Annotated in this window: 12 protein-coding genes; 10 read left to right on the top strand and 2 right to left on the bottom strand. The window is 71.3% G+C overall.

The window, feature by feature from the left end; translation table 11 throughout:
• Positions 1–226: 226 nt before the first annotated feature.
• The 9 genes from AXA68_RS03735 to argF all read left to right on the top strand — a co-directional run bounded on the left by AXA68_RS03735 (position 227) and on the right by argF (position 9,915).
• Complete coding sequence (locus tag AXA68_RS03735; protein WP_066412995.1) at positions 227–1,450, top strand: argininosuccinate synthase; 1,224 nt, start codon at positions 227–229, stop codon at positions 1,448–1,450.
• Positions 1,451–2,971 (top strand): argininosuccinate lyase, encoded by a 1,521-nt coding sequence (gene argH / locus AXA68_RS03740; protein ID WP_066413001.1) that lies wholly within the window; start codon positions 1,451–1,453, stop codon positions 2,969–2,971.
• A gap of 217 nt (positions 2,972–3,188) precedes the next feature.
• Positions 3,189–3,377 (top strand): lysine biosynthesis protein LysW, encoded by a 189-nt coding sequence (gene lysW / locus AXA68_RS03745; RefSeq protein WP_066413002.1) that lies wholly within the window; start codon positions 3,189–3,191, stop codon positions 3,375–3,377.
• 40 nt (positions 3,378–3,417) lie between these two features.
• Positions 3,418–4,368 (top strand): lysine biosynthesis protein LysX, encoded by a 951-nt coding sequence (gene lysX, locus AXA68_RS03750; RefSeq protein WP_066418343.1) that lies wholly within the window; start codon positions 3,418–3,420, stop codon positions 4,366–4,368.
• The gene (argC, locus tag AXA68_RS03755; RefSeq protein ID WP_080505147.1) at positions 4,365–5,483 is read left to right on the top strand and encodes an N-acetyl-gamma-glutamyl-phosphate reductase; all 1,119 of its coding nucleotides are present in this window, start codon (positions 4,365–4,367) and stop codon (positions 5,481–5,483) included. The genes lysX and argC overlap by 4 nt, the downstream gene beginning before the upstream one ends.
• Complete coding sequence (locus AXA68_RS03760; protein ID WP_066413003.1) at positions 5,480–6,469, top strand: acetylglutamate/acetylaminoadipate kinase; 990 nt, start codon at positions 5,480–5,482, stop codon at positions 6,467–6,469. Before argC ends, AXA68_RS03760 begins: the two co-directional genes overlap by 4 nt.
• Positions 6,466–7,593 (top strand): aspartate aminotransferase family protein, encoded by a 1,128-nt coding sequence (locus tag AXA68_RS03765; RefSeq protein WP_066413009.1) that lies wholly within the window; start codon positions 6,466–6,468, stop codon positions 7,591–7,593. Before AXA68_RS03760 ends, AXA68_RS03765 begins: the two co-directional genes overlap by 4 nt.
• A 104-nt stretch (positions 7,594–7,697) precedes the next feature.
• Entirely contained in the window at positions 7,698–8,807 is a 1,110-nt protein-coding gene (locus AXA68_RS03770) for a [LysW]-lysine hydrolase (RefSeq protein ID WP_066418347.1), read from the top strand.
• Positions 8,808–9,000: 193 nt separating this feature from the next.
• Positions 9,001–9,915 (top strand): ornithine carbamoyltransferase, encoded by a 915-nt coding sequence (gene argF, locus AXA68_RS03775; protein WP_066413012.1) that lies wholly within the window; start codon positions 9,001–9,003, stop codon positions 9,913–9,915.
• Between the two features lie 270 nt (positions 9,916–10,185).
• Here the strand turns inward: argF and AXA68_RS03780 are convergent, their stop codons facing one another.
• Positions 10,186–10,614: a rhodanese-like domain-containing protein gene (locus AXA68_RS03780; RefSeq protein WP_080505148.1), complete on the bottom strand. Its 429-nt coding sequence runs from the start codon at positions 10,612–10,614 to the stop codon at positions 10,186–10,188.
• A complete protein-coding gene (locus AXA68_RS03785) occupies positions 10,611–11,144 on the bottom strand; it encodes an NADPH-dependent FMN reductase (protein WP_066413014.1) in 534 nt (177 codons plus the stop codon). The genes AXA68_RS03780 and AXA68_RS03785 overlap by 4 nt, the downstream gene beginning before the upstream one ends.
• A gap of 542 nt (positions 11,145–11,686) precedes the next feature.
• On the opposite strand from AXA68_RS03785, the gene AXA68_RS03790 reads away from it, so the two are divergent.
• The gene (locus tag AXA68_RS03790) at positions 11,687–13,066 is read left to right on the top strand and encodes a phosphoglucomutase/phosphomannomutase family protein (protein WP_066413017.1); all 1,380 of its coding nucleotides are present in this window, start codon (positions 11,687–11,689) and stop codon (positions 13,064–13,066) included.
• The last annotated feature ends 140 nt before the right edge of the window (positions 13,067–13,206 follow it).

The raw sequence follows: 13,206 nt of genomic DNA on the forward strand, positions 1-13,206 counted from the left end.
CCGACAGCGACGAGCCCCGCGACCGCGACGAGCAGTCCGACCGCCGCGACCGGTTTCCGGCGCGGCGCGACGACCGGCCCCCTGAGGCCGCAGGGTTCACTCGTCGCGTTCGCGCCGTTCCGTCCCGGAGAGTCGTCACTATACCGTCCGTCAGCGTCGGCTCCGGGGTTTTGTTACGACATCTAAATCGATGAATTTAAGGGTCTAAGACGGTTCTGCTCCGATAATGACAAGCGTTGCACTCGCGTTCAGTGGCGGACTCGACACCACGGTTTGCGTTCCGATCCTGAAAGAGGAGTACGGCTACGACGAGGTCATCGGCGTCAACGTCGACGTCGGCCAGCCGACCGACGAGTTCGACGAGGCGGAGGAGACCGCCGAGGCGCTGGGGCTCGACCTCCACGTCGTCGACGCGAAGGCGGAGTTCGCGGACCTCTGTTTCGACGCGGTGAAGGCGAACGCCACCTACCAGGGCTACCCGCTCGGGACCGCGCTGGCGCGTCCCGTCATCGCCGAGTCGATCCTCGAGGTCGCCGAGGAGCAGGGCTGTGACGCCATCGCCCACGGCTGTACGGGCAAGGGCAACGACCAGCTCCGCTTCGAGGCCGTCTGGCGCGGCTCCGACCTCGAGGTGATCGCGCCGGTCCGCGAGCTCGGGCTCACCCGCGAGTGGGAGATCGAGTACGCCGCGGAGAAGGACCTGCCCGTCGAGGCGGGCGACGGCGGCGTCTGGTCCATCGACGAGAACATCTGGTCGCGCGCGGTCGAGGGCGGGAAACTCGAGAACCCGAACTACGAGCCGCCGGAGGACATCTACGAGTGGACCGCCGAGCCCGAGGGCGAGACGACCATCGAGGTGACCTTCGAGGAGGGCGTCCCCGTCGCCGTCGACGGCGAGGAGATGGACCCCGTCTCGCTGATCCAGTACCTCAACGAGTACGCGGGCGAGTTCGGCATCGGCCGCACCGACGTGATGGAGGACCGCATGCTCGGGCTGAAGGTGCGCGAGAACTACGAGCACCCGGCCGCGACCGTCCTGCTCACGGCTCACCAGGCCCTCGAGGACCTCGTCTTGACCAAGAACGAGCGCTCGTTCAAGAAGGGGATCGAACACGAGTGGTCCGAGAAGGCCTACCAGGGCCTCGTCTTCGCGCCCGTCGTCGACGCGCTGAACGCCTTCATCGACGAGACCCAGGACGTGGTGACCGGCACGGCGACCGTGAAGGTCTCCGGCGGCAACTGCCGCGTCGTCGCCCGCGACTCCGAGTACGCGGTGTACTCCGAGGAGATGGCCTCGTTCAACACCGAGGACGTCGCCGGCATCGCCCAGGAGGACGCCACGGGCGTCGCGAAGTACCACGGGCTCCAGGAGCGCCTCGCCAACGACGTGAGCGCGGGCGTGAAAAAGCCCGAACTCGCCACGGACGGCTCCGGCGAGACGGACGAGTAGATGACCGACGACGATCCCGGCACGACGGCGGACGACGCCGAGACCGCGGGCGATTCGGCCGAAAGCGGCACCGCCGTCCGCGGCGACCGATTCAGCGGCGGCCCCGCCCGCGCGTTCCTCTCGAGTCTCGCGGCCGACGACGCCATCTTCGCGGCCGACCTCGCGGTCGACCGCGCGCACGTGGTCATGCTCGCGGAGCAGGGGATCGTCGACGACGCGGTCGCGGGCGAGATCCTCGCGGCGCTCGACGACGTGGAGACCGCCGGCCACGGCGCGCTCCCCGACGGCGAGGACGTCCACGAGGCGATCGAGACGGCCGTCATCGACCGGATCGGCCCCGACGGCGGCCGGATGCACACGGCGCGCTCGCGCAACGACGAGGTGGCGACGTGTATCCGCTACCGCCTGCGCGAGGACCTGCTCGCCGCCGCCGAGGCGACGCTGACGCTGCGGGAGGCGCTCCTCGAGGTCGCAGAGGCGCACGCCGAGACCGTGATGCCGGGCTACACCCACCTCCAGCCCGCCCAGCCCACGACGGTCGGCCACTACCTGCTGTCGTACGAGGGCGGGATCGCCCGCGACACGGAGCGCCTGCTCGGCGCGTACGACCGGACCAACCGCTCGCCGCTCGGCGGGGCGGCCTTCGCGGGCACGCCGTTCGACGTCGACCGCGAGCGCACTGCCGCCCTCCTCGGGTTCGACGGGCTCGTCCGCAACTCGATGGACGCCGCCTCCGCCCGCGACTTCCTCGCGGAGGCCGCGACCGCCTGTGCGACGCTGTCGACCACCCTGTCGGGGCTCGCGGAGGACCTGATCCTCTTCTCGAACAAGGGCTTTCTGGAGCTGTCGGACGACTACTCCTCCACGTCGTCGATCATGCCCCAGAAGAAGAACCCCGACACGCTGGAACTGACCCGCGGGGTCGCCGGCGACGCGATCGGCGAGGCGACGGGGACCCTCTCGCTTTTGAAGGGGCTGCCGCGCGCGTACAACCGCGACCTCCAGCGCGCGCACGCGAGCGTCTTCGCGGTCGCCGACGACGTGCGCGAGGCGGCGGAGGTGGCGGCGGGGGCCGTCGCGACCGCCGACTGGGCCGAAGAGACGCTCGCGTCCGCCGCCGGCGACGGCTTCTCGACGGCGACCGGCGTCGCCGACCTGCTCGCGATGGGCGGCATGCCCTTCCGGACGGCCCACGAGATCGTCGCGGCCGCCGCCGAGGGGATCGACGACGCCGACGACCCGGCGACCGCGGCCGCAAAAGTTGACGAGGCCGCACGGGGGATCACGGGCGAGCCCCTCTCGGCGTACGTGAGCCGCGAGGACGTGGAGGCCGCGCTCGACCCGACCGAGAGCGTCGCGAGCCGCGACTCCGCCGGCGGGCCCGCGCCCGACGCGGTCGCCGACGCGCTCGCGGCGAGCGGGATCGAACTCGACGACGACGCCGAGGAGTTGGCGACGCGCCGCGACGCGCTCGCCGACGCGGCGGACCGCTTGGAGACCGAGGTGGCGACGTATGTGTGAGATCGTTCTCGTGGCGGACTCGACGCTCGAGCGGCCGCCGCGACCGCCGCGATCGCCGCCGTCCCCGCGAGGGGACATCTAATTACTGAGATCTGTCACCGGATTTCACACGACGGCTGAAATCGCCTTTCCGACCGTTAGCGGGGGCTCCATGTATTGTAAACAAAATTATATTTTCGATGGGTTTATGTGTACACGTCGGCGAGTGTCTCCCACGATGACGACCGATACCGATCCGGTGCTGGCAGAGGACCCGATCACGGGCGAGGAGATCGAGCTTCCGGCCGACGTCGAGGTCGGCGAGATCATCGACAGCCCGGTCACCGGGACCGAGCTGGAGGTCATCTCGCTCGACCCCGTCACGCTGGAGGAGGCTCCCGAGCTCGAGGAGGACTGGGGGGAGTGATGGTCACGACAGTCACGACGGCGACACGCGAGTGGTCGACATGCGCGTAGGGATCCTCTACTCGCGGATCCGCCGCGACGAGAAGTTGCTCCTCGAGGAGCTCCGCGACCGCGGCCACGACGTCGAGAAGATCGACGTGCGCAAACAGCGGTTCGGCCTGGAGTCGACGACGGCGGACGTCGCCGACCTCGACATCGTGGTCGACCGCTGTCTCTCCACCAGCCGCTCTCTGTACGCGACGAAGTTCCTCGACAGCTACGGCGTGCCCGTGGTGAACTCCCCGGAGACCGGTGACGTCTGTGCGGACAAGGCGAAGAACTCGCTGGCGCTCGCGGAGGCGGACGTTCCCACGCCCGCGACGGAGGTCGCGTTCACGAAGGAGGCCGCGATGGAGGCCATCGAGGAGTTCGGCTACCCCTGCGTGCTCAAACCCATCGTCGGCTCGTGGGGACGGCTGATGGCGAAGATCGACACCCGCAGCGCCGCCGAGGCCATCCTCGAGCACAAGGAGACGCTCGGCCACTACGAGCACAAGGTGTTCTACGTCCAGGAGTTCGTCGACAAGCCCGGTCGCGACATCCGGGTGGTGGCGGTCGACGGCGAGCCGGTCGCCGCGATGACGCGCTCGTCGGAACACTGGCTCACGAACGCCGCGAAGGGCGGGACGACGGAGTCGTTCGACCTCGACGACCGGGCGCTCGAACTCGTCGAGCGCGCCTCGGAGGCGGTCGGCGGCGGGATGCTCGGCGTCGACCTGATGGAGGTCGGCGGCGAGGGCTCCGGCGAGTACACCGTCCACGAGGTGAACCACACGGTCGAGTTCAAGGCGCTCACCGAGGCGAGCGACGTCGACGTCCCCGCGCGGGTCGTCGACTGGCTGGAGACGAAAGCCGAGGCGTTCGCGGCCGACGGCGGCGATGCGGGCGGCGACTCGGACGGCGACACGAACGCCGCCGACGACTCGACCGACGCGGACGAGGTCGTCGCATGAGCGGCACGGGATCGGGGACGGACGCCGCCGCCGAGGCGGACGCGGAAGCGACGGCCGAGACGGAGACCGCGGCCGAGACCTACACCGCGAGCGTCGTCGGCGGCACCGGCTTCACCGGCGGCGAGCTGTTGCGCCTGCTCGCCGGCCACCCGAACTTCGACGTCGTCCAGGCCACCTCGCGGTCGGCCGACAACATGACCGTCGGTCGCTCGCACCCGAACCTCCGTGACCTCGACCTCCGGTTTTCTTCCCCCGACGACCTCGAGTCCGTCGACGTGCTGTTCTCGGCGACGCCGCACGGCGTCTCGATGGGCCGGGTCGACGAGTACTTCGAGGTCGCGGACACGGTCGTCGACCTCTCCGCGGACTTCCGGCTGCCGGAAGCGGCCATGTACGACGAGTGGTACGACGGCCACGAGTCGCCGGAGTACTTAGAGCGCGCGGAGTACGCGCTCCCCGAACTCAACCGCGAGAACCTCCCCGGCGCGGACCTCATCGCCGGCGGCGGCTGTAACGCGACGGCGACGATCCTCGGGTTGAAGCCGCTCGTCGACGCGGGCGTGCTCGGGCCCGACGACGGCGAGGTCGTCGTCGACGTGAAGGTCGGCTCCTCGGAGGGTGGCGCGGGCGGCGGCGCGGCCTCCTCACACCCCGAGCGCTCGGGCGTCGTGCGGCCGTACGCGCCCACCGGCCACCGCCACGAGGCGGAGATCGAGGCGTACCTCGGCCTCTCCGTCTCCTTCACCGTCCACGCGGTCGACATGGTCCGCGGCGCGTCCGCGACCTGTCACGTCTTCCCCGACGAGCCCGTCTCGAAGGGGGACCTCTGGAAGGGGTACCGCGGCGCGTACGCCGACGAGCCGTTCATGCGGGTCGTCTCCGGCGGGGGCGGCGTCTACCGCTACCCCGAGCCGAAGTCGGTGGCCGGAACGAACCACGGCGAGGTCGGCTTCGAGCTCGACCCCGGCAACCGGCGCGTCGTCGTCTTCTCGGCGATCGACAACATGACCAAGGGCTCCGCCGGCCAGGCGGTCCACGCGGCGAACGTCGCGCTCGGCCTGCCCGAGACCGCCGGCCTGGAGTTCGGGGGACTTCACCCCGTGGGGTCGCCATGAGCGGCTCCGACGCGGTCGCCGACGGCGGAGGCGACGCCGCCGGCGATCCCCCCGTCGTCGTCAAGATCGGCGGCGCGAAGGCGGTCGACCCCGCCGGCGCGGTCGGCGACGTCGCCGACCTCACCGCGGAGGGCCGCGAGGTCGTCGTCGTCCACGGCGGTTCGACCGTCGTCGACGAGACCATCGAGCGGCTGGGGATGGAGCCCGAGTACGTCGAGTCCGCCTCCGGCGTCACCGGCCGGTTCACCGACGCCGACGCGATGGAGGCGTTCACGATGGCGATGGCGGGCAAGCTCAACACCGAGCTGACCGCGCTGTTCCGCGAGGCGGGGGTCGACGCGGTCGGCCTCTCCGGCGTCGACGGCGGGCTCCTCTCGGGGCCGCGCAAGTCGGCGGTCCGCGTCCTCGAGGACGGCAAGAAGAAGATCAAGCGCGGCGAGCACTCGGGACGGATCGAGTCGGTGAACGCCGACCTGCTCGCCGGCCTGCTCGCCGACGGCTACACCCCCGTCGTCTCGCCCCCGATGGAGGGAAGAGAGAGCGACGGCGGCGTCACGCCCGTCAACGCCGACGCGGACCGCGCCGCGGCCGCGGTGGCCGGCGCGCTCGGCGCGGATCTCGTCCTGCTCACGGACGTGGCCGGCGTCTACGCCGATCCCGAGGACCCCGACACGCTCATCGACTCGGCCGCGACGCCCGACGACCTCGCGGCGCTCGAGTCGGCGGCCGAGGGGTTCATGGGCAAGAAGGTGATGGCGGCGACGGAGGCGCTCTCCGGCGGATCCGCCCGCGTCGTCATCGCGGACGCCAACGCCGACGACCCGGTCCTCGCGGCCCTCGGCGGGTTGGGGACCACGATCGAGCGGTCGGCGCTCGACGAGACGGACGGCGGCGGTGGCGACGCGGATGAGACCACTGATGACTCCGACGCCACTAACGACGCCGAAGACGGCGACGCCGAGGAGACGGAGGCGGTCGACGCATGAGCGGCTTCGTCTTCTCGGAGAAGCCGATCGAGATCGCCTCCGGCGACGGGGTGTACCTCACCGACGCGAACGGCAACGAGTACCTCGACTTCGGCGCGAGCTACGCGTGTACCCCGGTGGGCCACTGTCACCCCGAGGTCGTCGACGCCGCGACGAGCCAGCTGGAGGAGCTGTTGTACGTCCAGGCGTCGTACCCGCACGCGACGCGGACGGCGCTGTACGAGCAGTTGGCCGAGGTCGCGCCCGGCGATATGGACGCGGTCTGGCTCTGTAACTCCGGCACCGAGGCCAACGAGGCCGCCCTGAAGTTCGCGCGGCACGCGACGGGCCGCGAGAAGATCGTGGCGACCACCCAGGGCTTTCACGGCCGGACGATGGGCGCGCTCGCGACCACCTGGAAGGAGAAGTACAAGCAGGGATTCGAGCCGCTCGCCGGCGGCGTCGAGTTCGTCGAGTACGGGGACGAGGCGGCGATGCGCGAGGCCGTCGACGAGGAGACGGCGGCCGTGATCCTGGAGCCGCTCCAGGGCGAGGGCGGGATCAACCCCGTCCCGACGGCGTACCTCGAGGCGGTTCGCGAGGCGACCGAGGAGGCCGGGGCCGCGATGGTCCTCGACGAGATCCAGACCGGACTCGGCCGCACGGGCTCGATGTGGGCCGCGGAGCGGCACGGCGTCGTTCCGGACGTGCTCACGACGGCGAAGGGGCTCGCGAGCGGGCTCCCGGTCGGCGCGACGCTGTGTCGCGACTGGGTCGCCGCGGACGCGGGCGATCACGGCTCGACGTTCTCGGGCGGCCCCGTCGTCTCGGCGGCCGCGGGCGCGACCCTCGACGTCATCGAGCGCGAGGGGCTCGCCGACCACGCCGCCGACGTGGGGTCGTACCTCCGCGAGGAGGTCGAGGACCGCCTCGGCGACGACGTGCGCGAGGTCCGCGGCGAGGGACTGATGGTCGGAATCGAGGTGAAGCGCGGCTCGAACCGGCTGCTCCGCGACCTCGCTATCGACCACGGGATCCTCGCGCTGCCGGCGGGCCGCACCGTGTTGCGGCTGCTCCCGCCGCTGACGGTCGAGCGCGAGCACGCGGACCGCGTGGTCGACGCCCTCGAGGAGGTGATCGCGTGACCGCCGCGCCCGACGCGGCCGGGAACGCCGAGGAGGCTCCCGCCGGCGGCGACGCCGCCGGCGACGATCACGGCACCGCCGACAGCGACGACGCCGGCACCGACGTGGTCGCCGGCGGCGGCTACCCCGAGGCCTGCGACACGCCGGCCCGGAAGCTGCTGTACGACCTCGTCTCCATTCCCTCGCCGTCCGGCGAGGAGGCGGCGGCGGCCGAGCGGCTCGTCGACTTCTTCGAGGCCAACGGCCGCGAGGCGTGGATCGACGAGGTCGGGAACGTCCGCGCGCCGGCGGACGACGCGGTCCTCCTGACCTCGCACGTCGACACCGTCCCCGGCGACATCCCCGTCGAGGTGCGGCCGGCCCCGGAGGACGTGGACGACCTCGGCGCGAGCGACGTCCGGGTGGGCGAGCCCGGCGAGCCCGTGTTGTGGGGTCGCGGGTCGGTCGACGCGACCGGCCCGCTCGTCTCGATGGCGGTCGCCGCCGTCGAGACCGGCGTCTCCTTCGCGGGCGTCGTCGGCGAGGAGACGGGCTCGCGGGGCGCGCGCCACCTCGTCGACGACCGCGACGCGCCCGACGCGGTGGTGAACGGCGAGCCGTCCGGCTGGGACGGAATTACGCTCGGCTACCGCGGCTTCCTCGCGGGCACGTACGTGAACACGAGCGAGTCGGGCCACTCCTCGCGGCCGGAGCCCAACGCGATCCAGCACGCGATCGACTGGTGGCACGGCGTCGAGGAGGCGTTCACGCCGGCGGACCCGGAGACGCCCGTCTTCGAGCAGGTGACGACGAAGCCCGTCTCGATGGACGGCGGGCTGACCGACGACGGCCTCGCCGTCGAGGCCGCGATGGACGTCCAGGTCCGGGTGCCGCCCGCGCGGACCGTCGACGAGGTCCACGAGCTGGCGGAAGCGGAGCTTTCGACCGGGTCGGTCCACTGGAAGGAGCCGATCCCGCCGGTGATGGAGAGCCCGCGGACCGACCTCGCGCGGGCGTTCCGCGTCGCGATCCGCGGGGCCGGCGGCGACGTGCGCCTGCTCAGGAAGACCGGGACGAGCGACATGAACCTCTTCGCGGCCGAGTGGGACTGCCCGATGGTCACCTACGGTCCCGGCAACTCCGAGCTGGACCACGCGCCCGACGAGCGGCTTCCCCTCTCCGAACTGGACCGGGCGACGACCGTCCTCGCCGACGTCTGTCGCGACCGACGATAGGCGTCGCGGCCGCGCGCCGCGGCGCTCCCTTCTCGACGACGTCGTTCCGGTCCGTCATCACACGCGATCGAACGTTCGATCCACCCGATCCACCCGAACCACTCGACCCACCTGAACCGCCCACACCACCCGAACCACCTGAACCGCCCGCACCACCCGAACATCCGAACTCACACCATCCGAATCCACACCAATGCCACTCGCAACCGACGACTTCCTCGACATCGACGACGTGACGCCGGCCGAACTGGACGCCCTGCTCGACCGCGCGGCCGCGATGAAGGCCGGCGAGACCGATCCGCGACTCCCGGACGCGACGCTCGGGATGATCTTCGAGAAGCCCTCGACGCGGACGCGGATCTCCTTCGAGACGGGGATGACGCGGCTCGGCGGCCACGCCATGTTCCTCGGGCCGGACGACCTCCAGCTCGGCCACGGCGAGCCGCTGCGCGACACCGCGCGGGTGCTCGGGCGGTACGTCGACGCCGTGATGGCGCGGCTGTTCGACCACGGCGACGTCGAGACGCTCGCCGCACACGCCGACTGCCCCGTGATCAACGGGCTCACCGACGAGGCACACCCCTGTCAGACGCTCGCGGATCTCCTCACGATCCGGGAGTCGGTCGGCGAGGACGCCACCGTCGCGTGGATCGGGGACGGCAACAACGTCGGGCAGTCGTTCGTCGTCGGCGCGGCGATGGCGGGCATCGACGTGCGGGTGGCGACGCCCGCCGAGTACGGGATGGACCCCGCCGTCTTCGAGCGGGCGGCCGCCTTCGGCGCGGACGTGGAGCCGACCACCGATCCCGAGAGCGTTCTCGAGGGTGCCGACGCGGTCTACACCGACGTCTGGGTGTCGATGGGGCAGGAGGACGAGCGCGACGAGAAGGTCGCCGCCTTCGACGGGTTCCAGGTGAACGCCGACCTCCTCGCCGGGACGGACGCGAAGGTGATGCACTGTCTCCCCGCCCACCGCGGCGAGGAGATCACGGACGACGTGCTCGAGTCCGCCCGCGCGCTCGTGTGGGAGCAGGCGGAGAACCGGATGCACGCGCAGAACGCGCTGCTCGTCGAACTGCTCGAGGACGAGGTCGAACCCGGATCGTAACCGACCCGGTCGACCTCACCGGCTCCGACTACGCTGACCGCCCGCTTCGGCGTGCGCGATCCGTGAGGACGACCGACGGGAGTCAGAGCGGCACGCGCGCGAGGGAGCACCCGGCCGCGCCGCCGGAGCCGCGGCGGCGCGGCCGGTGCGAGGCTGGGGAGGCGAGAGGCGACCTCCGCCGGCCGTCGCTCGCTGGAGACGACCGGAGGCACTCGGGGCGATCGGGGCCGCTCGGGGGCGACCGCTGGCCTACCGAGAACGACCGCTGGCCTACCGGATCCGCCACCACAGCGACCGGAGTTTGTACCCGAGCGATCCGGCCCGATAGCCGTTCCAGCCGCTCATCCCGCCCGCGAGCGTCCTCGCGTCGTACCCTTCCTCCTCGAGGACGCTCGTCGCCCGCTTCGCGACGATCCCCATCTTACAGACGGTGACGACCTCCCGGTCCCGCGGGATCTCCTCCAGCCGCGACCGCAACGCCGACTCGTCGCCCGCACGCAGGTCCCCGTACACGGGCAGGTTGTGGCTCCCGTCGATCGCGTCCGACTCGTACGCCTCCGCCGGGCGGACGTCGAGGACGAAGGGGGCGTCTCCGTCCGCGTCTGTGTCACCGTTTCCGTCCCCATCTCCGTTCCCGTTTCCGTCCTCACGCTCGCCGCCGAGACGCTCGTCCAACTCGTCCGGGCGGATCCCGTTCATCCTCGCAGCCGCTCCGCGTGCTCGGTCACGACCCGGCCGAGCCGCTCCGTCCGCCCGCGGAGGTCGTCGTCGGGGATCCGGCCGTCGTCGTCGATCTCGGAGGACGCGCCGCGGATCCCGACCTCGTGGGGGACCACCCACGCGTGGACGTTCCGGAACGTCGACCGGAGGTGCTCGAGGGTGCCGCCGTAGGATCCGCCGCCGGCGGTCGCGAGCAGCCCCACCGCGGTGTCCTCGTACTCGTGGGAGCCGCAGAAGTCGTGGAAGTTCTTGAACGTCGAGGAGTAGGAGCCGCGGTAGACGGGGGTGCCGGCGAGCACGCCGTCGGCCTCGCGAACGCGCCGTTTCAGTCGCTCGCTGTCGCCCTGGTCGTCCTCGTCGGGGTGATACAGCGGGAGGTCGACCGTGCCGAGATCGATCAGGTCGGTCTCCGCGCCGGCGTCGGCCGCGGCGGCGAGCGCGACCCGGAGGGCGGTCTTCGTGGTGCTCGCCTCCCGACGGCTGCCGGAGATCGCGACGATCCGTGTCATACGCCGGATTCGAGCCGGGGAACCAAAAACGCGGGCGGTTCGTCATGCTAGTTGTACGGGTGTTTCGATCGAGATCGAGGAGAGTAGAACGGGATCGTTGCTGGCGCGGTGAACACTGCCAAAGCCCCAGTCGCGAGAACTCGGGGGCACCGGAAGTCGCAGCGTCTCGTTTCACTCGACGCTGCGACTTCCGAGGTCTCGTTCGCTTCGCTCACGAGACCCTCGGTGCGCTCCTCGCTCGCGTTGCTTGCTGCGGTGCTTACGTCGGCCGCCGTCGTCCTCGCGACTGCCCCTTTGAGTCCCACCCCGCCCCGCACAGCCCCGCACCTCACACCTCCCCAGCCTCGCTGCTCACTTCGTTCGCAGCGTCCCTCGCGGGCTCCTCGTGCCCCTTCGGGGCACTCGGAGGCGCGCCACCGGAATTGATCGCTCACTCTTTCGCCTACCTTGACCGCCCGTCGTCCTCTCGTGCCCCCGATTCGCCCGCGCAAGGTTCGCGAGCGACACCGGACGTTATGGTCCCGGCCGCCGAGGGAGCGGACATGGACCAGATCTCATTCGGCACGGACGGCTGGCGAGCGACGCTCGACGTCTTCACCGACGAGCGCGTGCGGATCGTGGGGCAGGCGGTCGCCGACCACCTCGAGGCGGCGGGCCACGACGAGCCGGTCGCCGTGGGGTACGACGCCCGCGAGACCTCCGAGGGGTTCGCAGAGAGCCTCGCCGAGGTGCTCTCGGGGAACGGCTTCGACGTGTTGTTGCCCGAACGCGACGTCCCCACGCCCCTGATCGCCTACGGCATCGTCGAGGAGGGGCTGGCGGGCGCGTGTATGGTGACCGCCTCGCACAACCCGCCGGAGTACAACGGCGTGAAGTTCATCCCGAGCGACGGCGCGCCCGCGCTGCCCGAGGTGACCGAGGACGTCGTCTCCCGGCTCGCGGAGCCGGACCTCCTCCCCGAGGGCGAGCGCGGCGAGGTCAGCCGCCACGACTTCGTGACCCCGCACGCCGAGGCCGCCCGCGACCTCGTCGACGCCGACCTCGACGGGACCACGATCGCGTACGACGCGATGCACGGCAGCGGCCGCGGGGTGACGGACGCGCTCCTCGAGTCCGCCGGCGCGGAGGTGCGCCGCCTGCGCTGTGACCGCGATCCGACCTTCGGCGGCGAGTCCCCCGAGCCGAGCGCGGAGCATCTCGAGGAACTCGCCGACGTGGTGACGGATCCGGAAAGCGACGTGGACCTCGGCGTCGCCAACGACGGCGACTCCGACCGGGTCGCGGTGGTGACGCCCGAGCGCGGCGTGCTCGACGCCAACCTGTTTTACGCCGCCTGCTACGACCGCCTCTTGGAGAGCGACTCCGGCCCGGCGGTCCGGACCGTCTCGACCACGTTCCTCGTCGACCGGATCGCGGAGGCGCACGGCGAGGAGGTGTACGAGACCCCCGTCGGTTTTAAGTGGGTCGCCGAGGCGATGGGCGAACACGACGCGCTGTTCGGCGGCGAGGAGTCCGGCGGCTTCTCCGTGCGCGGGCACGTCCGCGAGAAGGACGGCGTGTTGATGGCGCTGCTCGCGGCCGACGCCGCCGACGCGGAGCCGTTCGACGCCCGCGTCGACCGCCTGCTCGACGAGCACGGCCACATCGCCGCCGGGAAGGTGTCCATCGACTGCCCCGACGACCGCAAGGAGGCGGTCCTAGAGGAGCTGGACGACCACATTCCCGAGTCGGTCGACGGCCACGCGGTCGCGGAGGTCGTCACGCTCGACGGGTTCAAGCTCCTCCTGGAGAACGGCTCCTGGCTGCTCGTCCGCCCCTCGGGAACCGAGCCGAAGCTGCGGGTGTACGCCGAAGCCGACTCGGACGCCCGCGTCGACTCGCTGCTCGCCGAGGGCCGCGAACTGGTCGAACCGCTCGTGTGAGCCGGTCGTCGTCGCCGTCGCCGCCGGCCTCGACGACTTTCACTTCCGCCTTCCGTTCGGCTCGGTTATTTCCGAATTACGCGTGTAGCCGTCGGCGCGGCGCACCCGGTGATCACGCCGTGTTCTCATGATCGACGCCC

Origin of the sequence: Halorubrum aethiopicum, from assembly GCF_001542905.1 — an archaeon.
Taxonomy (GTDB): domain Archaea; phylum Halobacteriota; class Halobacteria; order Halobacteriales; family Haloferacaceae; genus Halorubrum; species Halorubrum aethiopicum.